The organism is Roseomonas sp. KE2513, assembly GCF_016107305.1.
Taxonomy (GTDB): Bacteria; Pseudomonadota; Alphaproteobacteria; order Acetobacterales; family Acetobacteraceae; genus Roseomonas.
The window spans coordinates 27,730-50,644 of the sequence record NZ_RCVR01000034.1; the positions used below are offsets into that span (position 1 = coordinate 27,730).

Sequence of the window (22,915 nt, forward strand, 5' to 3'; positions counted from 1 at the left end):
CGGCAGTTGCATCGGAAGAGGTCAGATATTTCCCCCCGAGACGGCTCAACCGCGTGACTGGAGCGCACGGATGTCGCGGAAGCCTTGCACGATGCGGGCCTCAGCCTCCTCGCCGATCTGGAAGATGGCATTGCCGCCGTCCTGGGCCACGCGCCCGAAGTCCGGCGGCTGCACAGCCTCCGCAAGCGCTTCCCGCAACCGCGTGAGAACAGAGGGTGCGACGCCCGCCGGGGCGAAGAGGCCCTGCCAGTTTCGGAAGTCAAATTCAGTAAGGCTGATGTCACCAAAGCTCAAAACGTTGGGCAGTTCCTCGAAGCGGGTCGGACCTGTTCCGATCAGTGGCGTCAGCGCGCCGGTCTGCAGATGCTCGCGCACCAGGTTGATGTCGAACATGGTGAACTTCACCTCGCCCGAGAGCACGGCAGCCATGCGTGGTCCGCCACCTTGGTACACTACCTCAAGGAACTGCAGGCCGTATTGCCGCCGTATCGCCTCGGCGGCCATCGAGGCCGCGGCGCCCGCGCCGGAGGACGCGAAGGGAAGGGGCTGAGGGCTTTGCCGCGCAGCCTCGATGAAGCCCTGGAAATCCTTCACCCCAAGAGAGCGGTGTGCGACGAAGAGGCCAGCACTCTCCTGGACGATGCCGATCGGCACGAGATCCTTGAGCGTGTCGAAGCGCGCATTGGCTGGGTTGTTGGCAACGCTGCCCACAACGGCTGTGTTGTTGGCCAGGAGCAGCGTGTAGCCGTCTGGTCGGGCGCGGCTCACCTGCTCAGCGCCGATCAGCCCGCCCGCCCCTCCCTTGTTCTCAATGACCACGGGCTGACCGAGAACCCGACTCATCGCATCAACAAGCGGCCGCCCGTAGCGGTCCACCTGGCCGCCCGGCGGCCAGGGAATCACGACGCGCAGGGGGCGCTGCGGCCAGCCTTCCTCTGCGCGGGCGGGGCCGGCGGCCAGGCCGGCCAGCGCCGCCGAAAACACGCGTCGGCCCATGACGGGTGGCACCAATCGGACCATCCGGATCCTTACCCCTTCGTTGGTCAGGCCTGTCCTGGCCGCTCAAACAGTATGATTCCGAAGGGGCGCCTCCGAAATGGAATGACCTCCCAGATATCGTGCTCGCGGAAGGACGGACATTCGGTTCCATGCCACTCTGAGGAAACGATACGTCTCGCGCGAGTACAGCGCCGCCGGCCGGATCTTTGGCGCTGCGGGCGCGCCGCTTGACGCTTCTGCTTCGGGAATGCTCTTCGCCACCAGAAGAAGCACTGGCAGGGACGAACGGCGTTGACGAACGATCATGTGGCTGGCACGGACCGGTCGTCCGGGAATGTCCCCCCGTCCCAGATGAGCCTTGGGCTCTTCGCGCAGATGGCCGGGCACCATGTCGCGGGATGGAGGCATCCGGACGCGCAGGCGGGCGGGGAGAATTTCGAGCTTATCCGCCATGTCGCCCGCACAGCGGAGCGAGGAACCTTCGACCTATTCTTCCTGGCGGATGGTCTGACCACTGGTGCGGACGCGCATCCTTCCACCGTTGCGAGACTGGAGCCTCTGGTGTTGCTCTCAGCGCTTGCCATGGTCACGACCCATATCGGCCTGGCCGCCACGGCCTCGACGACCTATGGCGAGCCCTTCCACACCGCGCGTGTCTTCGCCTCACTCGACCACATCAGCGGCGGGCGCGCGGCTTGGAATGCGGTCACCACCTCCTACGCGCGCTCAGCCGCAAACTTCACGCGCGGCGAGCACCCGGCGCATGATGAGCGCTACGCGATCGCCGAGGAGTATCTCGATATCGTCCGCGGCCTCTGGGACAGCTTCGAGGACGGGGCAGTGGTGAAGGACAAGGCCGCGAACGTTTATGTCGATCCCGCCCGCCTGCACACGCTCAATCACACGGGTCGGTACTTCTCGGTCAAGGGACCACTGAACGTCTCCCGCCCGCCGCAGGGGCATCCGGTCATCATTCAGGCCGGCTCCTCTGAGCCCGGGCAGGATCTGGCAGCGCGCACGGCCGACGTGGTCTTCACGGCGCAGCAGACGTTCGAGGAGGGGCGCGAATTCTATCGTAGCGTGAAGGGACGCATGGCACGATATGGGCGAGATCCTTCCAGCCTGCACATCATGCCGGGCGTGTGCCCCGTCATCGGCCGCACGGAGGAAGAGGCCCGCGCGCTCTACGCGCAGCTTCAGGGCTGGATTGACCCTGCAGCGGCGCTTGCACTGCTGTCGGACCGGCTAGGACATGACGTTTCGGGTTATCCGCTGGACGAGCCGCTTCCGGATCTGCCGCAGTCCGACCAGCTCCGCTCTCGCGCGAAGCTGCTTACCGACCTCGCGCGGCGCGAGGGGCTAACGCTGCGCGATCTCTACTACCTCGTCGCTGGGGCGCGCGGGCACCGCATTGTCTGGGGCACCCCGGAGCAGGTCGCGGACGCGCTGGAGGAGTGGTTCACGGGCGGTGCGGCGGACGGCTTCAACATCATGCCGCCCTTCTTCCCCGGGCAATTTGACGATTTCGTGGATCTCGTTGTGCCGATCCTCCGTCGGCGCGGCCTTTTTCGCCAGCATTACGAGGGCACGACGCCGCGGGAACACCTTGGACTCGCCCGGCCTGAGAACCGTTTTGTGAAAGCGACAGCCAGCACATAATTCTGTCACCTCCGCGGGATCTTTCGCGCTTCCTTCTCGCGCCGGTGTGCGCAGTGCATGGGCGACGCCTGGGGTGCAGGAATTTTCGAGCAGCCGCGTTGGGATGACATCACTACCGGGACATGCATCAAGAGGATGTCCCTCTTGCAGTTCACACGAACTTTGGAAAACGTCTCTGTTTCCTCGTGGCAACTGTTCAACTAGCATTATGCCATGAGGATGATCTCTCGCGGCACACGGATGCGCGGAAGAGACCGCGTTCATGCTGTCGTACCCCGCGCACTTACTGTCCGACCTGAGGCGGACCAGCGCAGAGAACATCCCTGCACTTCGCCGAGCTGATAAGGTTTTGATCATGACGACGTCCCGCTCCGGACGACGCGCCATCCTGCGCGCCGCTGGCCTGTTCGGTGCTGCCCTGCCGCTGGGCGGGATGGCAGTCTATCCCCGCATCGCCCCACGCGAACCCGGGCTTCCCCTTGGCTTCGACGCCTCCGCCATTTGCCGTGCCAGCACCGGTTCGCCACCTGCCACGGTCCCGGGGGAACGGCGTGAGCTGAAGCTGACCTGGAACGCGAACGCGGTGTGCACGGTCGGCGTTCCCGTGGCCGAGCAGACTGGTATCTTCGAGCGGCATAATCTGAAGGTGGAGCTGATCAACTTTGGCGGTACCACCGATCAGCTGTTGGAAGCGATCGCAACGGGAAAGGCGGATGCCGGTGTCGGCATGGCGCTGCGGTGGCTAAAGCCGCTGGAGAGCGGCTTCGACGTCAAATTCACCAGCGCGATTCATGGCGGGTGCCTCCGCCTCTTCTCGGCGCCGAACTCCGCCTTTGCCACGTTGGAGAGCCTGCGCGGGCAGACGATCGGCGTGCCGGACATGGCGGGGCCGGACAAGAACTTCTTCTCAATCCTCTTGGCGCAGAAGGGCATCGACCCGACGCGGGACGTCACCTGGCGCCAGTTCCCGGCGGACCTGCTAGGCGCAGCGCTGCAGCGCGGGGAGGTGCGGGCCTTCTCGCTCAGCGACCCATTGGGCTATGTGATCCAGAAGCGCGACAGGCTGCATGAGATCTCGAACAACCTCACCGGGGACTGGGCGAGCCGCGCCTGCTGCGTGCTTGGTGTTCGAGGCAATCTGATCCGCCGCGACCGGCCGGCCGCACGCGCGCTTACTGCCGCTCTGCTGGAGGCGCAGGACTGGGTGGTGGCCAACCCGGCCGAGGCCGCGCGCATCTTCGCCCCTTACGCCCGGGCGCCCGTCCCAGACCTCGAGGAAATGATCCGTGCTCATACACACCACCACCATCCGGTGGGTGCCGGTTTGCGCTGGGAGATCGCGCGCTACACCGAGGAGCTGAAGCTGGTGCAGGTCATGCGCCCGAACACCGACCCGACGCGCTTCTCCGAGCGTGTCTTCGCGGATGTTCTCTCATGAGTGCGAGCGTGGAGGCGGGGCTCATCCCGGATGCGCGGGAAGCGCGCCCCTGGCAAGTCTGGCGAGGCGGCACCCTCGCTGGCCTCGGTTGGCTGGCGGCGGCGGCCGTCGTCCTTGGCTGGCCGGATTCAGATGAGTACGGACGCACGCAGCTGCTTGGCGGTGCCATGGCCGTGCTGGGCCTCGTGTTCCTTGCCGCAGGGCTGGCAGGCGCGCCCGGGCCCCTGGCGCGGCTGCGCCCATCAGGGCCCTGGCTCATCGCCCTTGCCGCGGGCCTCGTCGCCTGGGAATTAGTAACCGCGAAGCTGGACATCCTGCCGCGCCCCTTCTTCGTCGCGCCACAGGCTCTGCTCGAGGTCTTCACTGATGATTATGCCAAGCTCGGTGAAAGCGTGCTGCACTAATTGCTTCTGCTGGTGCCCGGCTATCTCCTGGGCGCCGCGATTGGCTTCGTGGTTGGCGTGGCCATGGGCTGGTCGCGCCTCGTCGGCTACTGGGCGCAGCCGGTGCTACGCCTGATCGGACCGCTGCCCGCCACGGCCTGGCTGCCGATCGCCTTCTTCGCCTTCTCGACCAGCCGTCAGGCCAGCACCTTCCTGATCGCGCTGGCGAGCTTCTTCCCGGTCGCCGTCCTCACCTGGTCCGGCGTCGCCTCCGTCTCCGGCAGCTTCTACGACGTGGCGCGAACCATGGGCGCCAAGCCCTGGTTCCTGATCCGCAAGGTGGCCGTCCCGGCGGCGCTGCCCTCGGTCTTCGTCGGGCTCTTCATGGGGCTCGGCGCCTCCTTCTCGGTCCTCGTTGTGGCGGAGATGATGGGGGTGAAGGCAGGTCTCGGCTTCTACACGCAGTGGTCTCAGGGCTGGGCGGCCTACCCCAATGTCTATGCCGCGCTGCTTGTGATGGCGGCCATGTGCACTGGGCTCGTCACGCTGCTCTTCCGCGTGCGGGACTGGAAGCTAGCCTGGCAGAAGGGGGTAGTCCGGTGGTGAACTCGATCGGGCTGCGCCTGCGCGGCATTCATCACGCTTTCGCCCTCAAGGGACAGGACCTGCCGGTGCTGGAGGATGTGGACCTTGATGTCCGGTCCGGCGGCTCCGTCGCCCTGCTCGGGCCGTCCGGATGCGGGAAATCCACGCTGCTGCGGCTGGTGGCAGGGCTGGAGCCGCCGCGTCGAGGGACTCTGGAGGCGGACGGGGTGCCGATCACGGGGCCCGATCCTTCCCGCGTGCTGATGTTCCAGGACCCCACCCTCTATCCTTGGCGCAGCGTGCGCGCGAATGCCGCGCTGGGGCTGGAGGCACGCGGCCTGTTGAAGACCGAGGGTGCGCGGGTGGAGGAGGCGTTGCGCCTCGTCGGGCTGCATGAGTTTGCAGAGGCCCTTCCACATCAGCTCTCCGGCGGTATGGCGCAGCGCACGGCGCTGGCGCGTGCCCTGGTGAACCGGCCGGGGCTGCTGCTGTTGGACGAGCCGTTGGGCAAGCTGGACAGCCTGACCCGCTTGCGGATGCAGGAGGAGTTAGTTTCGCTCTGGCAGCGCGAGGGTTTCACCACGCTTCTCGTCACTCATGATGTCGAGGAGGCGCTGCTGATGGCCGAGCGCGTGCTCGTCTTCTCCCCGCGTCCCGCCCGGTTGGTGACGGAGATCACCGTTAACCGGCCCTTCCCCCGCCATCGGGACGACCCGCATCTTGTCGCGCTGCGCCGCGAGGTGCTCGATACGCTCGGCCTTCACCAAGCCGCCTGAGGCGCTTGCCATGACACAGAAGCCCGAGACCTTGGCCCTGCACGCGGGCTGACGCGCCGATGCCGCAACCGGGGCGGTGGCGGTGCCGATCTACCAGACCACCTCCTACCAGTTCCCGAACTCTGATCCAGATGTTCAAAGACCCGACGGCAACACTTGATTACAAAGACATTACCTTGAATCCATATTCGGTGCCGCTAATTAGTGCGGCGGCGGTCGTGCTGCGAACCGCGTCATACCTAGCGCTTACCGTCTCAACATGGGCTCAGCCCGATGTTGGGAGGATGCGCATGTTTGTAGTCCTAGTAAGGAGATTTTTGTTGAAGGTGTCTGGATTGAGTTTCGCTTTCGCTGCTTGCTTGGTGGGAACGGCCGCAGTCGCGCAGGTAGACGCTTCTGAGCGCAAGCAGCTTAGCGTGTCCTCAGCGATAACGGAACGCGCGCCTGAGGGCTTAACTCGTGATCAGGGGGCCGGTGTTCCTGGCATGAGCGCGTTCGGTGCAGCACCCTTCGGCTCTGCTGGAGGACCGCCTAATCCTCAAGCATTCAGCCCCGGTGCAGTTGATACGATGCTACAGGGCAGTTGACGTCGCCTCGGCGTCCTGCCGGATCCTGTCCTGCGTGCAGGACAGGATCTTTGCACCACTTTGCTGGGCGATGTCTTTTGCCGCACGTCATATCGATCATCTGCGTGTCAATTTTTGGCGGGGGTTATCGGCAAATGCGCCAGCCATGCAAGCCACAGCAGGCGGCGCTCCGCTGCTGATCGCATGCAGCGCTACTTCAGCACAGAACCGTGGGTGCCGTTTAGGTGCTCCGCCTGGCCTCGATGCGCTTGGCAAGAGCCGTCTCGCAGCTGAGCGATGCTACCGCGGCATCGACAGCAGGTACACGGGAAGCGGTTCAGCCTTGCCGTTGTCGCGTTCCTCAACTGTGTTGCAGTTGGTCCACTTGTCTAGGTGGATTCTGTCTAATACCTGTGTCACCTTCACTCATAGGTCTTACGCATTGTTTCTCCCCAGGTCGCTTCGCGCTCGATGGGACATCGGCCAGAACTTGCTTCTGCTGCTGGGATTGTCTCTAGGATCGTCCGCTGCGATCGCGCAGCAGAGTCCGCCCCTGATCACACTGGATGAACGCAGCATCAGGAGTACCGGCATCGAGTGGGCGCCAGTGGAGGCAGAGGAGCGGGCTGCGGAGATTCGACTACCCGCTAACGTCGCCATTCCTCCGCAGCAGCTCCGCGTCGTCGCAGCGCCGGTGGGCGGCCTGATTGAGGCGTTGCTCGTCATGCCTGACGAGATGGTCCGCACTGGCCAGCCGCTCGCGCGTATCCGCAGCACGGAAATGCTGGAAGCACAGCGTCTCTTCTTGGATGCCTTAAACGGCGAGGCGCTGGCACGCGAGAAGCTACGGCGCGACGAGGCCCTGGCTAGGGACCGAGTGATTGCTGAGCGCCGCCTCCTTGTCACGCGTGCCGAGCATGTGGTCGCTCTGACCACGATGCAGGAGCGTGAGCAGGTCCTCGCCCTGTTCGGCATGGAGCAAGCCGACATCGCGCAGCTCCGCAGCGGGCGGCAGCTCAGCGCCACCATCACAGTGCACGCCCCGGCGGACGGAATCGCCATGGGTCGCGACGCCGTTGCCGGGGAACGCGTGGCGCAGTCCGCGCCCCTTTTCAGCCTTGCCGAGCTCGTGCCGCTCTGGCTGAACATCCAGGTTCCGCTCTCGGCGGCCGCGGCGCTGGAGGAGGGTGCGCCGGTCCTCGTGCCGACCCAGGGTGCCGAGGGCAAGGTCCTGCGCCTCTCGCGCCGTGCGGACGCCGCCACACAGTCGGTCGCCGCCATAGCCGAGATCAGCCGCGGCGCCGAGAACTTGCGTCCTGGCCAGGCCGTTGTGGCCGTGCTGCCGTTGCGAGCCAATGGCTCGGCCGGGCAGTGGCGCGTGCCTGCCGGCTCCGTGGTACGCCACCGCGACCGCAACTGGGTTTTCGTCCGAAGCTCCAGCGGCTTCGAGCCGCGTGCCGTCCGTGTGCTGTCGGAGACGCCAACTGCCGTCTCAGTTGGCGGCAACCTCACGGCCGGGGACGCCGTGGCGACGCGCGGCATTCTCTTCCTTCTCGGCGCCATGGTTGAGCGCGAGGGGGCCTGAACTGTGCTCGGCAAGCTCGTTTCCATCGCGTTGCGCCAGCGACTGCTCGTCATCCTGGCCGCGCTCGGCCTCGCAGCCTGGGGGTGGACCTCCTATCGCTCCCTGCCCATTGATGCTTTTCCGGACGTCTCACCCACTCAGGTCCTCGTCTCCCTTCGCGCCAACGGCTTGACACCGGAGGAACTTGAGGAGCGCGTAACCGTACCGGTCGAACTAGCGATGACAGGTACGCCAAACCTCGCATCCATGCGCTCGACGACCCGCTACTCGGTGGCGCTGCTGACTTTTGAGTTCACGGAGGGGACCGACATCTTCTGGGCGCGAGCGCAAGTGAACGAGCGCTTGACCCAGGTGATGGACGAACTGCCCGATGGCACGGAAGGTGGGCTGGCACCCATCGTCACGCCGCTGGCGGAGATGCTGCTCTTCACGCTCGACGCGCCGGGCCTGACGCTGGAGCGCCAGCGCACGTTGGTTGACTGGACCATCCGCCCGATCCTGCGCGCCGTGCCAGGCGTGGCGGATGTGAACGTCATGGGCGGCCATGTGCGAACTTACGCGGTGGTGCCAAGCCCCGTCGCCATGGCTGCGCGCGGCATCACCATGTCCATGCTGCGCGAGGCAATCACCGACAACAACCGCAATGACGGCGCAGGTCGCGTGCGCGACGGCGAGGAAGCGCTGCTGGTGCGCGCCGAGGGCCGCATCCGCAGCCTGGACGAGCTGCGCACGATCGTCGTGGCCGCACGGCCGAACGGCGTCGTCCTCGTCTCCGATGTGGCGGAGGTGCGCTACGATACCCTGGCCCGCAACGGTGTCGTCACTAAAGACGGACGGGGGGAAGCGGTCTGGGCGACCGTGCTCGGCCTGCGTGGCGCCGATGCGCGCCTCGTGGTTGACGGCGTGAAGGCTCGCCTACCGGAGATCGAGGCGGCCCTGCCGGAGGGAGTGAACATCAATGTCTTCTACGACCGCGCGGAACTGATCGGAGCCGCCGTCTGGACCGTGCAAAAGGTCCTGCTCGAAGCGGTGGTGTTGGTTGTCGTGCTGCTGCTGCTCTTCCTCGGTAACATGCGAGCGGCGATCGTCGTCTCGGCCATCCTGCCACTTGCGGTACTCGGCACCTTTGGGGTGATGAAGTGGCAGGGGCTGACGGCGAACATCATGTCGCTCGGCGGCCTCGCCATTGCCATCGGCCTGCTGGTGGACTGCGCCGTGGTGGTGGTGGAGAACGCGGCGCACCGCCTGGCCCATGCCACGGGGAAGGTGGACCTGCGCCACCGGGCAGGCCTCGTGCTGGAGGCAACGCGTGAGGTGGCGGTGCCGCTCGTCTCCGGCGTGGTCATCATTGCCACCGTCTTCTTTCCCCTCCTCTCGCTTCAGGGTCTGGAGGGGCGCCTCTTCGGGCCGGTGGCGCTCGCGATCGTCTTCGCGATCTGCACGGCGCTGCTCCTCTCCATCACCGTGGTGCCCGTGCTCTGCGCCTTGCTGCTCAAGGCCGGGCACGAGGGGGAGCCTTGGCTCGTCCGCCAACTCCACAAGGCCTATGATCCCCTGGTGGCCTTCGCCGTGCGCAAGCCCCTGCCGATCGTTGCTGTGGCCCTGCTCGGCCTTGGGGTTGCGGGCTTCGTCTACCCGCGCATCGGGTCCACCTTCATGCCGACCATGGACGAGGGGACGCCGGTGGTCAGCATCCGCAAGCACCCGACGGTGCGGGTTGAGGAGGCGGCCGAGACGGATATTCGCATCCAGCGCGCCCTCATGGCGGAGGTGCCGGAGGTGCGGGGAGTGGTCGCGCGCGCAGGCGCCGACGAGCTGGGCATTGATCCCGTCGGCCTGAACGAGACCGACCTCTACCTGCAGTTTCGCCCCAAGGAGGAGTGGCGCGCCGACGCCGACGGTTCCACCGAATGGGTGATGGAGCGGGTGCGGGAGGTACTGGACCGCTTCCCCGGCCTCTCCTTCGCCTTCGCTCAGCCGATTGATATGCGCGTGCAAGAGATGATCATCGGTGCGCGCGGCGACGTGGTTGTAAAGATCTTTGGCAACAATATCGGCGAGCTGAACCGGATCGCGACGGAGGTCGCCGGCGCCGTGCGAGGCGTTAGTGGGGCTACCGATGTCTTCGCTCTCCGCAACGAGGGCATGAAGTACCTTACCGTGCGCGTGGATCGGCTGGCGGCCGGGCGGCTGGGGCTGAACGCGCGGGACGTGCAGGAAGCCCTGCGCGTCTGGGTGGACGGGCAGGAATTGGGCATCGTGGTCGAGGCTGAAGGGCCCCGCGTGCCGCTGATGCTCCGGGGCTCGGAGTTACTGCGCCGCTCGGGCATCGATCTCTCACGCGTGCCGATCGTTCTGCCGGGCGGCGGGACCGTGCCGCTCAGCGCCATCGCGAGCATCGGCGAGGAGGAAGGCCCGGTGCAGGTGGTGCGCGAAGGCAGCGCCCGCTTCGCCACTGTGCTCGCCAATGTCAGTGGCGGCCGTGACCTCGTCAGTTTCGTGGCGGACGCCCAGGCGGCAGCGTCCAAGGTGACGATGCCCGCGGGCTACCGCCTGCAATGGGGCGGGCAGTTCGAGAACCAGCAGCGCGCTTCTGCCCGTCTTGCTGTCGTGGTGCCTATGGCGCTTGGGGTCATTTTTCTGCTGCTTTACCTCACCTTCGGATCAGTCCGGCAGGCGGTGCTCGTCTTCTGCAACGTGCCCTTTGCGGCAATCGGCGGCATCGTCGCTCTCTGGGCCTCGGGTGAGTTCCTGTCCGTTCCGGCTTCAGTGGGCTTTATCGCCCTTATCGGCATCGCCGTGCTGAACGGCGTGGTGCTCATCAGTGCCATCAACCGCCTCATTGCCGAGGAGGGGCTGAACCTGCGGGAAGGCGTTCTGGAAGGGGCCAAGCGCCGTATGACGCCGGTGGTCCTTACCGCCACCATCGCGGCATTTGGCCTCGTCCCCTTCCTTTTCGCGGACGGGCCGGGCGCAGAGATCCAGCGCCCTCTTGCCATTGTGGTGATCGGCGGGCTGGTGACGGCGACGCTGCTCACTCTCGTGCTCCTGCCCATCCTTTACGACCGCTTCGCCCTGCCGAAGAGCAAGCGTGCGCAGAAGACCGTGGCGGACCAGCTTGATCCGACAGGTGCCGCCCCACAATCCGGCGCCGTGCGCCTTCCCTCGGCCGCGGAGTAAACCGATGCGATACGTTATGGCGGCTGCTCCGGCGGCATCGTTGATGCTCGCCTTCATAGCAGCTGTCCCTCTTCCCGCGGTGTCGCAGGGTACCAACCTCGGCACCGCTCAGGGGACGACCCAGAGAACCGTCGATGGTTCTGTGCGAGGTGAAGCGCGGAGCGGCCAGACCCCGGCGACGCGCCGGAGCACGCCTCGGAGAGCAGCCCCTGCTGTGCCCTCGACCGCAGCGCCGATCGCCGCTCAGGGTACGCTTAGCGACCACCTGGAAGCCGCTGTTGCCATTGATGCGGAGAGCCACGCGATTGAGGCGCAGCGCGAGGCTGCACGCGCCCGCTCGGCGTTTTCGGACAGTCTCGTCCCAGGCAGCTTCGCCGCCTCCGGCAGCTTCCGCGCGGACACTCGTGGCCCCGGCATGGCGCGGGAGGCGCAGGTGGACCTCGCCGCGCCGCTCTGGCTGCCAGGCCAGCGCTCGGCTGTTGCCAGCACGGTGGTGCGCGACGTGGCGAGCGCTGATGAGCGGCTCCGCCTACGCCGGCTGGAGCTCGCCAACCTGCTCCGGGAAGCTTGGTGGGAGGTGGCGCTGCGTCGCGCTGAAACGCGCGTGCAGCGCGACCGCTTGGCGACCGCGGGCGACATCCTCGGCGACGTGCGCCGCCGCCTCAACCTCGGGGAAGTCGCCGAGCCGGACCTCCTGCTCGCCCAGAACGAACGGGTGGCGGCCGAACTGGCCCTCGCCCAGGCCCGGGCGGCCGAGCAGGAGGCCGAGCTGGCCTACCGCGCGCTGACCGGGGGCGCCGCGCCGGGGCAGGGCGTGGAAGGTCTCGCCGAACCGCGCGCTGCGGCGGGCCTGCACCCGGCGCTGCGCGCCGCCTCGGCCGCAGTGGCTGCCGCCGAGGCGCAAGTGCGGCTCGTTGCGGCAACCCCAATCGATAACCCTGAACTCGGCGGCTACGTGATGCGCCAGGAGGGTACCGTCACGGAGCAGGGAACTAGCTTCGGCCTACGCCTCCGTGTGCCTTTGCCGAGTGCGGCCCGCAACCGCCCCCGCGAAGCGGCGGCAAGGTCCGAGTTGACGAGTGCCACCAGCCGACTGGTTCAGACCCGGCGTCTCACCGACGCGGCCGTGCAGCGGGCAGAGGTGGCCCTGCGGGCAGCGGAGGAGACCGAGAGTATTGCCCGGAGGCGCCTTGCCATCGCGCGGCAGCAGCTCGCCTCCGGCAACCGTGCCTTCCAGGCAGGGGAGATGACGCTGTTCGATCTCGTCCGCGTCCGCCAGATCGCAATCGACGCGGCAAGCGCCGCGGCACGTTCGGAAGTCGATGTAGGGCTCGGCCGTGCCCGGCTGAACCAAGCCTTCGGCGCGGAGCCGGTGGCGCTGAGGGGACCGAGCCGAGGGTCAGGACGATAGCCTGGCGAACTCGTGCTGGTGGCGCAGCAGCAGACTGCGTTGCACGGATGACCTTGCAGGCGCAGTAGGCCACAAGTTGGTCCGCAGTCACACGATGCGGACGTACTCCGGCCGTCCAAGCTCGAGCATTCGGTTGATTGTGCGGACGGCAATGACCACTTCGGTCGCGCGACGCCCGTCCGTGCGTGAACGCAGTGCGCCGCCGATGACGCGCTTGAACCTGCTGATGTCCGCCTCGACGAAGGCGCGCCAGTCATAGCCATACGCCTTCTGCCAGCCCATGCGCACGCGCCCGACGATGGTCCTGAGGTGCCCGTCGCGCCGGGTTGGCGCCGTCTCGGCCGTGGCAATCGGCACAGCACCCGAGCGGGGTGGGACGATCATGGCAGCATCGGGGTGCCGCGCGGCGACCTCACCGTAGACGGCGTCCTGGTCGTAGGCAGCATCGTCGGTGAAGGAGGCGATTGGGTCCGCGGCCTGATCGAGCAAGGGACCGACCTGCGAGGCGTCATCGACGCCGCTTGTCATCAGGGTGGACGCGACGATCCGCCCCGTGTCGGCATCCACACCGATGTGCAACTTGCGCCACGACCGGCGTGTCCTGCTCCCGTGCTTCTCGACCAGCCACTCGCCAGGTCCGCAAAGGTGCAGCCCCGTACTGTCGACGATCAGATGTATGGGACGGGCCCTGGGCTGGGGCTGGGGCACCTTCAGCGTCTCGGCTTGGCCGCTGAGGGTGCTGTGGTCCGGCACTGCCAGGTCGAGACCGAGCAGGGCGATGATCGAGCCGATCAACCCTTCAGTTTGACGCAAGGCCAGGCGGAACACGGCCCGAAGCGTCAGGGCCATAGTGATGGCCAGCGCCGAATAGCGCCGCTGCCCGCCCCGGGTGGTTTGGGGCTCGGTCTTCCAGGCGGCAGTCGCCGCATCCGTGAACCACACGGTTAGACTGCCACGTCCGCGCAGGGCCATATCGTATTCCGCCCAGTTCGTCGCCCGGAACCGCTGCTTCGGAATACGGTGACGGCGGGCGGCATTCGCCTTGAACGGCAAGCTGGGCTCTCCTGGAGGAGGACGGGCGTCGCCTCCTCAGGAACCTACCCCAGCCAGACCGCCAGGCCGATCGATGCAACTATGAGTATACTGGTGCGGTCTGGAGGGCCTGACCCTCGATGCAACTGACCTGGTGTCGTGACGGTGGTGTGTCGACCCTCCAGGCTGCACCTGTCTGTCGAGCGGATCGTGACTTCATAGGAGCTTGAGGGCACACCATCCCATCACAGTTCTGTCCGCTTGCTCGATGGTCAGGCCTCCTTTCGGCCTGGAGCGTCGTATCATGAGCGAGATCCTACCCAGCACCGACGTCGTCATCGGCGTCGACACCCACAAGTCCATCCATGCCGCGGTCGCGATTAGCGCGCTCGGTGCCCGCCTCGGTAGCCTGTCCAACCCGGCCAATAGCCGCGGCTACCAGGCTCTGCTGGACTGGGCACGATCCCTCGGCCCGATCCGCGCCTTTGGCGTCGAGGGTACCGGCTCCTACGGTGCCGGTCTGTCCCGGTTCTTGAGCGAGCACAGCTATCCCGTGCTCGAGGTCAACCGTCCCAGCCGCCAACTCCGGCACCAGAAGGGCCAGGATGATGGCGTCGATGCCGAGAGCGCCGCCCGCAGCCTTCTTGCGGGGCAGGCCACGGCACGGCCGAAGTCCGGAACAAGCACGGCCGAGATGATCCGGCATCTCAAGGTAGCCCGCGATGCCGCCGTCAAAGCCCGGAGCCAGGCCATGCAGGCGCTCAAGGCCATCATCGTCAGCGCGCCCTCAGCCCTGCGCGAGGGGCTCGACCGCCTAACCGGAAAGATGGCACTGCTCCGGCATCTCGCCGCCCTGCGCCCCGGCCCGCTTACCTCGACCATGGCCTCGGCCAAGGCCAGCCTGCGAGCGATCGCCCGGCGCTGGCTCGCCCTCGACGCAGAGGTCAAAGACCATGATGCCAGCCTTGGTCAGCTGACCCAGCAGAGCGCACCCAAGCTGATGCAAGCTCACGGCATGGGCGCAGGCACCGCCGCCGAGATACTCATCCTCATCGGCGATAACCCGGAACGCATTCACTCGGAGGCGGCCCTGGCCAAGCTCTGCGGCGTCTGTCCGGTACCAGCCTCCAGCGGCAAAACCACCCTCCACCGCCTCAGCCGAGGAGGCAACCGACAGGCGAATGCCGCCCTCTACCGCGTGGTCATCGTCCGCATGCGGGCGCACCAACCCACGCTCGACTACGTCAGGCGTCGCACCGCAGAGGGGAAGAGCAAGCCCGAGATCATCCGTTGCCTCAAGCGCTACGTCGCCCGCGAGATCTTTGGCTACCTCTGCCGCCCAGTCCATCCACCCCAGACCGCTCCAGCAGCCCCTTGCCCGCTATAGGAGCATCACAACAGTCACGCCCGCACCGTGAAGCACGTGCCAGGGTTCCGGTCGCCCTCAACGGCCATGTCCGCACCGATGCGGCCGAGCATCGCCCGTATGACCCGCATGCCCAGCCCACCTGACGTTCCAGGGGCGGGCTTGCTTTCCCAACCAGGCGGCAGACCTCGGCCCGCGTCGCAGACGCGCAGTTCAACCCCCCCGCCGTTGCGGCCCCGTATGCTGACCTCGACAGGCCCCTCCTCACCAGGGCGGTACGCGTACTTCAGCGCGTTCGTCACGAGTTCCGTGGCGATGAGGGACAGAGCGACCGCCACCCCGCTGGGAACCATCAAGCCCGGCTCTGTCGCCACCGCCAGCCTTCGTTCCGCACCGGTCATCCCCGACGCGAGATCGTCGCAGAGGCGTAGCAGGGTGGCGCCGAGGTCGACGTTCTCGATGTCCTCGGACCGGTGGAGTGTGTCATGCACCCGCGCGACGCTCATCACGCGCGCGTAGGTGTCCTCGAAGGCGGCGCGGGCGACCGGGTCTGAGACGCCGCGGGCCTGCATCAGCATCACGCCTGCCACGATCTGGAGCGAGTTCTTCACCCGGTGGTCAATCTCGCGCGCGAGGATGTCCTTCGCCTCCAGGGCGCGGGAGAGCTCCTCCCCCTTGGCGGAGAGCTCCGCGATCTTGCGCCCTTGCCGGAGCACAACGCCCTCGATCGCCGCGGCGAGCGCACGGGCCGCGCCAAGTTGCCAGGGCGCCCAGGGCTCCGCGCGCCCACGTCGCTCCTCTACCCACCGCTCGAAGGAGCGGCGGGGCAGGACGACGCAGGTCGAGGGGTCCGCGAGGACCGATTTGCGGGGGTCGCCGCCCCAGACCACCGTCGTCGTGATCTCCGGGCGCAGCCAGACGAGGAGGTGCTGTCGCGCCTCGTCCACGAAGGCCGCGAGCGCCCCCGAGGCGCTCTCTCGCCAAGCCGCGGCCGGGGCGTGATGCGCGGACAGGTCGTCCGTCGCGAAGACCTGCTGATCCGGAGGCAGGGTGGCCCGCAGCCAGGAAGCGAGCCCTGCCAGCTCCTCGCAAGGCGGCGTGCTACCGACGCAGGCAACTCGCCCCTCACTCACCACCGCGGCGCTGTTTGCACCGAAAAGGTCGAGGAGCGAGGCCGCCCCTCCTCCGGAGGAGGTGAGTGCCGCAACGAAGTCGTCCGCGCCGGCGAGCCGCTCCAGGAGCACGTTCTGGGTCGCAAGCGCCGCCCCTTGCTCGCGCATGGCCTCCACGCTCCCGAGTTCGTGGAGGCGGAGCGCAAAGGCTTCGGCCACGAGGCCGGCAAGGGCACGCGTCTCCGGCGTGACGTAGTGCGGGCGGCGGTGATGACCGATCACAAGGCCCCAGAGCGCACCCTCGACCAGGATCGAGGCGGACATGGAGCCGTTTACGCCGAGATTGCGCTGGTACTCGAGGTGCACGGGCGAGAGGGCGCGCGAGGCGACGTAGGTGAGATCGACCGCCGTGTTCCTGGCCTGTGGCCCGGAGAGCACGGCCGCGGGCACCGCATCACGGTCCACAACCCAGCGGGCCGGGGCGCGGGTATAGAGGGCACGCGCCTGGGCGGGAATGTCGGAGGCGGGGAAACGAAGGCCAAGAAGGGTGTCGTCCCAGCTCTCGACCCGGCTCTCCGCGATCGCCTCCCCATTCCAATCGGCATCGAAGCGGTAGACGAGGACGCGCTCGAAGCCGGTCATTGCGTGGATCTCGTCGGCACAGACGGCCGACGCGCGGGCGAGGGTCGGGGCGGCGCGGAGTTCGCGTACGGCGTCCGTCGCCTGGAAGGGTGAGGCAGCCCCGAAATCCTCGGGGCGCTCGGGCAGGGCTTCGAGTTCGACGATGAGACGCTCGTCGTGCCGGTGCGCTGCCACGGTGAAGGGACGCCCCTCGGCCCCGAGCCGGATATCGCGCCGCAGCGGACGCGCCGGGTCGGCGAGGGCACCTTTGGCCAGGGCGGCACGAAGTACGCCGACGAGCTGCGTGGGCAGAAGCTCCTCGAGCGTCTCGCCGAGCAGCTCGTCTGGGCCGCGGCCGAACGTGTCGGCGACGTTGTCACTGCAAGCATCGACGGTAAGGGCGGCCAGGTGGAACGCAAGCATCACCGCGTGCGGCTGAACGGCGCCAGGCCGATGGATTGGCTCGCGCTCGCATACGCCGGCATCGACGGGCTCGGCGCGGCTGCGCCGCTCCACGACCTCCTCAGCCGTTCGGGACACGAGGCGCTGGGCACTCGGCGCGAGGGCGCCGATCGGGTGGACAGTGATCCAGTAGCGGCCCGGCACGCGGGCATTCCGCATGGCCACCCGGACGCGGACGGGCGGATCAAAGCCGAAGACAAAGGTGAACTCGGTTGCGAGGTGGCCGCGGCGGACACCATCGAGGAACCGGCCGTGGAAGGAGGGCAGGTGCGTGCAAGGTGCGACTTCCCGGAAGAAGTCGCGCCCAATCACCCGGTCGGGTGACCGGCCCGACAGGCGGCCCTCCGTGGCGTTGTAAGAGGTCACCCTTCCCTCGCTGTCCACCCCGATAACCCCGTAGGGGAGCGCGTCCAACTGCTCGGGCGAGAGGTCGTCGAGCGGGGTACCGCTGCGATTCCCCCATTCGTCAGTCCCGATCATGCGCTCGCAGGTGCCCCGAAAGCCGAGCTCGGGCGATGCATCCTCATACAGGCGTCCTTGCAGGTGTCAGCAGCTTCAACGCAGACCGCCAGCAACAGCGATCAGCCGGCTGCCACTGCAGCGGCCCGCCTTCCGGGTGGGCATCGTCCATAGCTCCGAGCGAGGGATCTAACCGGCTAGCCGGCTGTTTGCACGTGAGGATTGCGAGTTGTCTCTGTAGAAGCCGGAGAACACCGTGATACCAGGGCACGACGAATAGTGGGGAAGGCAAGCCGAACCAAGCGGCTTGGACCAGGGTCCGATTTTACCCGTTTCGATTATCCTGGCGATTGGCGGGCTGGGCCTGCCTTCGAAAAATGGACTGCAACCCATCGATCGATGGCACGGCGGGCGGGGCGGGAGCCGGACGGTGAGGGCAGGATGATCACCCCTGACTGGATCACGCTCCGGATCCTGCTGGCGGCCGCGGAGCTGGGCAGCCTCACTCGCGCGGCGGCGCACTGTGGCATGGTCACCTCCGCTGCGGCGAAGCGCCTGCAGCAACTGGAAGCGGCCTGCGGTACCGCGCTGCTGGAGCGAGGACCGCGCGGCGTGCGGCCGACACCAGCGGGCGACCTGCTCATCCGCCACGCCCGCGCTGCCCAGGACGGGCTGGCGCGGCTGGACGACGACCTGCGCGCCCTCGCGGCCGGGGGGCTGGGCAGCGTACGCCTGCAGGCCACCACCTCCTGCATTGCTGGCCATGGCTTGGCCGAGGCGCTGGCGGCCTTCGAGACGGCACGTCCCGGTATCCAGGTGGAGCTGTACGAGGAGACGAGCCTAGTCATCCTGCAGAACCTGCTGGAGGGGCAGACAGACCTTGGGATTGTCACCGTCGGTGGCGCGGTGCCCGCAGGGTTGGAGGTGCATCCCTGGCGCGAGGACCGGCTGCTGGCGGTGATGCGCTGCGATCACCCTCTGGCCGGCCGGGCGACCCTCGGTTTCGGCACGGTGCTGGACGAGCCCCTGATCGGCGCGGTGGAGAGCGGCGCGCTGGCCCTGCTGCTGGAGGAGCAGGCGCAGCGGCTGGGCCGCCGCCCGCGCTACCGCTTCCGGGTGGCCAGCACCGATGCCTGCCGCCGGCTGGTGGCCGCCGGCCATGGCATCACGGTGATGCCGGAGGGCGTGGCGCGGCCCTACGAGGCCGCGCTCGGCCTTGCCGGCGTGCCTCTGGCAGAGGGATGGGCACGGCGCCGGCTGCGGCTGGTGGCCCGCCCGCCCGAGCGGCTGGCCCAGCCCGCGCGGATGCTGCTGGAGCACCTGCTGCCGGCGGATCAAACCTCGGCCCCGAGGCTGAGCGTTCACCACTGGTGAACGGAGCGGTCACGAAATAGCGCTTCTGCCGCGTTCCTGGCGAAAACAGAATGTCGCCAAGGAAACGCGGCAGGGACGTCCATGGTCACGGTGCGAGAGGTGGGGCCGCGCGACGGCCTCCAGATGGCGAAGTCCGTTATGCCGACGGCGGCCAAGCTGCGCTGGATCAGCGCCATGGTCGCCGCCGGGGTGCAGGAAATGGAGGTGGCGAGCTTCGTGCCGCCCGCCGCCCTGCCGCAGATGGCCGACGCCGCCGAGGTCGTCCGCGCCGTCCGCGTTGCCCATCCTTCCCTGCGGCTGGTCGCCCTGGCCCCGAACCTGCGGGGCGCGCAGAACGCTGCCGCGGCCGGCGCGCAGTCGATCATCATTCCTGTCTCTGCCTCCGAGGCGCATAGCCGAGCTAATGTCCGCCGCGCCCGCGCTGAGCAGGTGGCCGAGGTGGCACGGGTTGCGGAGTGGGCGCGCGGCCTCGGAGCTGGCGCGCCGCGGATTGAGGCCGGCATCTCCACCGCCTTCGGCTGCTCCCTCCAGGGGCTGGTCCCGGAGGCGGAGGTCGTGGCCCTGGCGGCCGATCTGGCGCGGGCGGGTGCTGATGTGATCGCCCTGGCGGACACGCTGGGATACGCCACGCCCTCCCATGTCCGCCGCTTGGTGCGGACCGTTCGGACTGAGGTGGGGCCGGAGCGCTTCGGCAACCTGCACCTGCACGACACGCTCGGCACCGCGCTGGCGAATGCCCTGGCCGCGCTGGAGGAAGGGGTGCGCGGCCTCGACGCGGCGCTGGGTGGCCTCGGCGGCTGCCCCTACGCGCCCGGCTCGGTCGGCAACGTGTGCACCGAGGACCTCGTGCACATGCTGGAGGCCGAGGGTTTCGACACCGGCATCGATCTGCCCGCTCTGATCGCGGCGCGGGAAATGCTGAAGGCCGGGCTGCCCGACGAGCTCCTGCACGGCCGCGTTGCCGCCGCCGGCCTACCCCGCACTTACCGTCCGGCCCGCGCCGCGCCGCCGCCCGCCAACGACGCCGCCCCCGCCACGACGAAGGCTCGCCTGCCGCTGGAAGGGCTACGGGTTGTCGAGTTCAGCCACATGGTCATGGGCCCGAGCTGCGGCATGGTGCTGGCCGACCTCGGCGCCGACGTGATCAAGGTGGAGCCCGCGCCGGGCGGCGACAACACGCGCCGCCTGACGGGGCTGGCGGCCGGGTTCTTCACCACGTTCAACCGCAACAAGCTGAGCCTCTGCGTGGACATGAAGCGTCCCGCCGGCCTGGCATTGGTGAAGAAGCTGGCGGCGGACGCGGACGTGGTGCTGGAGAACTTCCGGCCCGGCGCCATGGACAAGCTCGGCCTGGGCTTCGCGGCCCTCTCCGCGTCCAACCCGCGCCTGATCTATCTCTCCTGCAAAGGCTTCTTGCCCGGCCCCTACGAGAACCGCGCCGCGCTGGACGAGGTGGTGCAGATGATGGGCGGGCTGGCCTACATGACCGGCCGGCCCGGCGAGCCAATGCGCGCCGGCACCTCGGTGAACGACATCATGGGCGGCGTCTTCGGTGCTGTGGCCGTGCTGGCGGCGCTGCGGGAGCGCGAGGCGACCGGGCGCGGCGGGATGGTCCAGTCCGGCCTGTTCGAGACGAACATGCTGCTGGTGGCGCAGCACATGGCGGCGGCCGCTATCACCGGACGCAACCCGCCGCCCTTCGGCGACAAAGCCATGCCCAAGCCCTGGCCACTCTACGACGTGTTCGACAGTGCGGAGGAAGGGCGCCAAGTCTTCGTCGGTGCGGTGACGACCACTCAATGGCAGGCCTTCTGCCGCGAGTTCGGGCTGGAAGAGGTGCGGGACGACCCGTCGCTCGCCACCATGCAGCAGCTCGCGGCCGCCCGGCCGCGCATCCTGGCGCGGGTCTCCGAGGTGTTCCGAGCCGTGCCGCAGGCCGAGCTGATGGCCCGCTTCGAGCGGCTGGGCTTGCCATTCGCGCCCATTGCCAAGCCTGCCGACCTGTTCGACGACCCGCACCTCAAGGCGTCCGGCGGGCTGCTGCCGGTGGAGATGGTAATGGGACCGGGCGGGCAGCCGGCCATGCCCGCGGCCGGTATCCCGGCGCTGCCCGTGCTGCTCGGCAGCGGTCGCACCGGCCTGCGCCGCCAGCCGCCGCGCCCTGGCGAGCACACGGTGGCGATAGCCCGGGAGGCCGGGCTGAGCGAGGCCGAGATCGCGGCGCTGTTGGCCGACGGCACGCTGCACGCCGAGAGCCGGACAGCCATGGCCGCCGAGTGAGGCGGCCCGGCCTCGACGCCGGGCCAGGATGAAGAACGAACTGGAGGAACAACAAGAATGATCAGCCTGTCCCGTCGCAACGCGGCCCAGCTGCTCATCGCCGCCGGCATTACCGCCGCGCCGCGCGCCTTCGCCCAGGCTTGGCCGTCCCGGCCGGTGCGGATCATCGTGCCCTTCCCGCCGGGCCAAGCGAACGACATCTTCTGCCGCCTGCTGGCCGACAAGGCCTCGGAGGGGCGGTTCCGCGCGAGCCGCGTGGTCACGGAGAACCGCCCGGGCGCGGGCGGCACCATCGGCATGCAGGCCGTCGCCCGCGCGGCGCCGGATGGCTATACGCTCGGCTTCGGCAGCCTTGCCAGCCTCGCCATCAACCCCGCCATCATGCGGAACATGCCCTACGACGCCGAGCGCGACTTCGTGCCGGTGATCCGTGTCTTCCAGGCGCCGCTGGTGCTGCTGGTGCCGAAGGAGGGACCTCGCGATGCGGCGGAACTGGTGCAAAAGCTGCGCGCGGGCGGGATGAACTACGGCTCCAGCGGCCCCGGCTCCACCCAGCACATGGGCAGCGAGCTGTTCCTGCAGGGCATCGGCGCGCAGGCGCAACACATCCCCTACCGCGGCTCCGGTCCGGCGCTGACGGACCTGATGGCGGGCTCCCTCGGCTTCGTCATGGAAAGCACGGCCTCTTCCATCCCGCTGGTGCGGGACGGGCAGCTGCGGGCCCTTGCCGTGACGGACACCGCGCGCCGGCCGCAGCTTCCCGAGGTGCCGACCATGGCCGAGGCGACCGGGCTGCAGGACGTCACCACCTTCGGCTCCGGCGGGATCGTGGCGCCCGCTGGCACGCCTATCGCGGTGATCGAGGCGCTCTACGCCGCCTTCGGGGAGGCGATGCGCGACCCAACCGTTCGCGCCCGCTTCGAGGAGCAGGCCACCACGCCGCTTGCCGAGGGGCCCGCCGAGTTCGCGGCCTTCCTGAAGGCGGAGCAGGCGAAGTGGAAGGGCGTCGCGGAGCGTGGGAAGATTGTGATCGAGTAGGCGAACGCACTTCAGGGAGGCATAGACATGGCACTTTACGCGCTGGACGGGGCGGCACCGACGCTGCCGGAAGCGGGCCGGTTCTGGATCGCGCCGGACGCGCAGGTCATCGGCGACGTCTCCCTGGAGGAGGATGTCAGCTTCTGGTTCGGTGCCGTGGCGCGCGGAGACAACACGCGCATCGCGATTGGCGCGCGCACCAATATCCAGGAAGGCGCCATGCTGCACTCCGACCCCGGCGCGCCGCTCACCATCGGAGCCGACGTGACGGTAGGCCACCACGCCATCCTGCACGGCTGCACGGTAGGTGACTGCTCGCTGATCGGCATGGGCGCCACGGTACTGAACAAGGCACGGATCGGGCGCTGCTGCATTGTCGGCGCCAATGCGCTGGTGACCGAGGGGAAGGAGTTTCCGGACTTCTCCCTTATCGTCGGCGCCCCGGCCAAGGTCGTGCGCACGCTCGATCCCGCGACGGAAGCGACACTCCTTGAATCGGCAGCGCGCTACGTTGCCAACTGGCACCGCTTCTCGGCCGGGCTGCGGCGGCTCGACTGACCCAGAAATCGCGCTACCCGGTGAGGTAAAC

16 protein-coding genes are annotated in these 22,915 nt (G+C 68.0%); 13 read left to right on the top strand and 3 right to left on the bottom strand.

The window, feature by feature from the left end; genetic code table 11:
* Positions 1 to 45: 45 nt before the first annotated feature.
* On the bottom strand, positions 46 to 1,020 hold the full coding sequence (locus D9599_RS23805) for a tripartite tricarboxylate transporter substrate binding protein (protein ID WP_198383791.1): 975 nt from the start codon (positions 1,018 to 1,020) through the stop codon (positions 46 to 48).
* Positions 1,021 to 1,350: 330 nt separating this feature from the next.
* On the opposite strand from D9599_RS23805, the gene D9599_RS23810 reads away from it, so the two are divergent.
* The 8 genes from D9599_RS23810 to D9599_RS23840 all read left to right on the top strand — a co-directional run bounded on the left by D9599_RS23810 (position 1,351) and on the right by D9599_RS23840 (position 12,582).
* Complete coding sequence (locus D9599_RS23810; protein ID WP_198383792.1) at positions 1,351 to 2,658, top strand: LLM class flavin-dependent oxidoreductase; 1,308 nt, start codon at positions 1,351 to 1,353, stop codon at positions 2,656 to 2,658.
* Between the two features lie 355 nt (positions 2,659 to 3,013).
* Positions 3,014 to 4,096, top strand: a complete 1,083-nt coding sequence (locus D9599_RS23815) for an ABC transporter substrate-binding protein (protein ID WP_198383793.1) — start codon at positions 3,014 to 3,016, stop codon at positions 4,094 to 4,096.
* Positions 4,093 to 4,500, top strand: coding sequence for a hypothetical protein (locus D9599_RS23820; protein WP_198383794.1), 408 nt, complete (start codon positions 4,093 to 4,095; stop codon positions 4,498 to 4,500). Before D9599_RS23815 ends, D9599_RS23820 begins: the two co-directional genes overlap by 4 nt.
* Positions 4,501 to 4,512: 12 nt before the next feature.
* Entirely contained in the window at positions 4,513 to 5,085 is a 573-nt protein-coding gene (locus tag D9599_RS31550) for an ABC transporter permease subunit (RefSeq protein WP_309228699.1), read from the top strand.
* Positions 5,079 to 5,840 (top strand): ABC transporter ATP-binding protein, encoded by a 762-nt coding sequence (locus D9599_RS23825; RefSeq protein ID WP_309228700.1) that lies wholly within the window; start codon positions 5,079 to 5,081, stop codon positions 5,838 to 5,840. Before D9599_RS31550 ends, D9599_RS23825 begins: the two co-directional genes overlap by 7 nt.
* A 1,173-nt stretch (positions 5,841 to 7,013) precedes the next feature.
* On the top strand, positions 7,014 to 7,991 hold the full coding sequence (locus tag D9599_RS23830) for an efflux RND transporter periplasmic adaptor subunit (protein ID WP_198383796.1): 978 nt from the start codon (positions 7,014 to 7,016) through the stop codon (positions 7,989 to 7,991).
* A 3-nt stretch (positions 7,992 to 7,994) separates the two neighbouring features.
* Positions 7,995 to 11,171 (top strand): efflux RND transporter permease subunit, encoded by a 3,177-nt coding sequence (locus tag D9599_RS23835; RefSeq protein ID WP_198383797.1) that lies wholly within the window; start codon positions 7,995 to 7,997, stop codon positions 11,169 to 11,171.
* 214 nt (positions 11,172 to 11,385) lie between these two features.
* Positions 11,386 to 12,582 carry a TolC family protein gene (locus D9599_RS23840; RefSeq protein WP_198383798.1) on the top strand — a complete coding sequence of 399 codons (1,197 nt, stop codon included), beginning with the start codon at positions 11,386 to 11,388 and terminating at the stop codon, positions 12,580 to 12,582.
* Between the two features lie 87 nt (positions 12,583 to 12,669).
* Here D9599_RS23840 and D9599_RS23845 read toward each other — a convergent pair whose 3' ends face one another.
* The gene (locus D9599_RS23845; RefSeq protein WP_198383799.1) at positions 12,670 to 13,635 is read right to left on the bottom strand and encodes an IS5 family transposase; all 966 of its coding nucleotides are present in this window, start codon (positions 13,633 to 13,635) and stop codon (positions 12,670 to 12,672) included.
* Positions 13,636 to 13,918: 283 nt separating this feature from the next.
* Here D9599_RS23845 and D9599_RS23850 point away from each other — a divergent pair, with 283 nt between their 5' ends.
* Entirely contained in the window at positions 13,919 to 15,001 is a 1,083-nt protein-coding gene (locus D9599_RS23850; RefSeq protein WP_198383800.1) for an IS110 family transposase, read from the top strand.
* A 14-nt stretch (positions 15,002 to 15,015) separates the two neighbouring features.
* Here D9599_RS23850 and D9599_RS23855 read toward each other — a convergent pair whose 3' ends face one another.
* Positions 15,016 to 17,655, bottom strand: coding sequence for a histidine kinase dimerization/phosphoacceptor domain -containing protein (locus D9599_RS23855; protein WP_198383801.1), 2,640 nt, complete (start codon positions 17,653 to 17,655; stop codon positions 15,016 to 15,018).
* Positions 17,656 to 18,075: 420 nt separating this feature from the next.
* Here D9599_RS23855 and D9599_RS23860 point away from each other — a divergent pair, with 420 nt between their 5' ends.
* From D9599_RS23860 to D9599_RS23875, 4 genes are all read left to right on the top strand, one after another.
* A complete protein-coding gene (locus D9599_RS23860) occupies positions 18,076 to 19,008 on the top strand; it encodes a LysR substrate-binding domain-containing protein (RefSeq protein ID WP_198383802.1) in 933 nt (310 codons plus the stop codon).
* An 81-nt stretch (positions 19,009 to 19,089) separates the two neighbouring features.
* Positions 19,090 to 21,288, top strand: coding sequence for a hydroxymethylglutaryl-CoA lyase (locus D9599_RS23865; RefSeq protein WP_198383803.1), 2,199 nt, complete (start codon positions 19,090 to 19,092; stop codon positions 21,286 to 21,288).
* Positions 21,289 to 21,345: 57 nt separating this feature from the next.
* Positions 21,346 to 22,326, top strand: a complete 981-nt coding sequence (locus D9599_RS23870) for a tripartite tricarboxylate transporter substrate binding protein (protein WP_198383804.1) — start codon at positions 21,346 to 21,348, stop codon at positions 22,324 to 22,326.
* A gap of 27 nt (positions 22,327 to 22,353) precedes the next feature.
* Positions 22,354 to 22,884 carry a gamma carbonic anhydrase family protein gene (locus D9599_RS23875; RefSeq protein WP_198383805.1) on the top strand — a complete coding sequence of 177 codons (531 nt, stop codon included), beginning with the start codon at positions 22,354 to 22,356 and terminating at the stop codon, positions 22,882 to 22,884.
* Positions 22,885 to 22,915 lie beyond the last annotated feature (31 nt).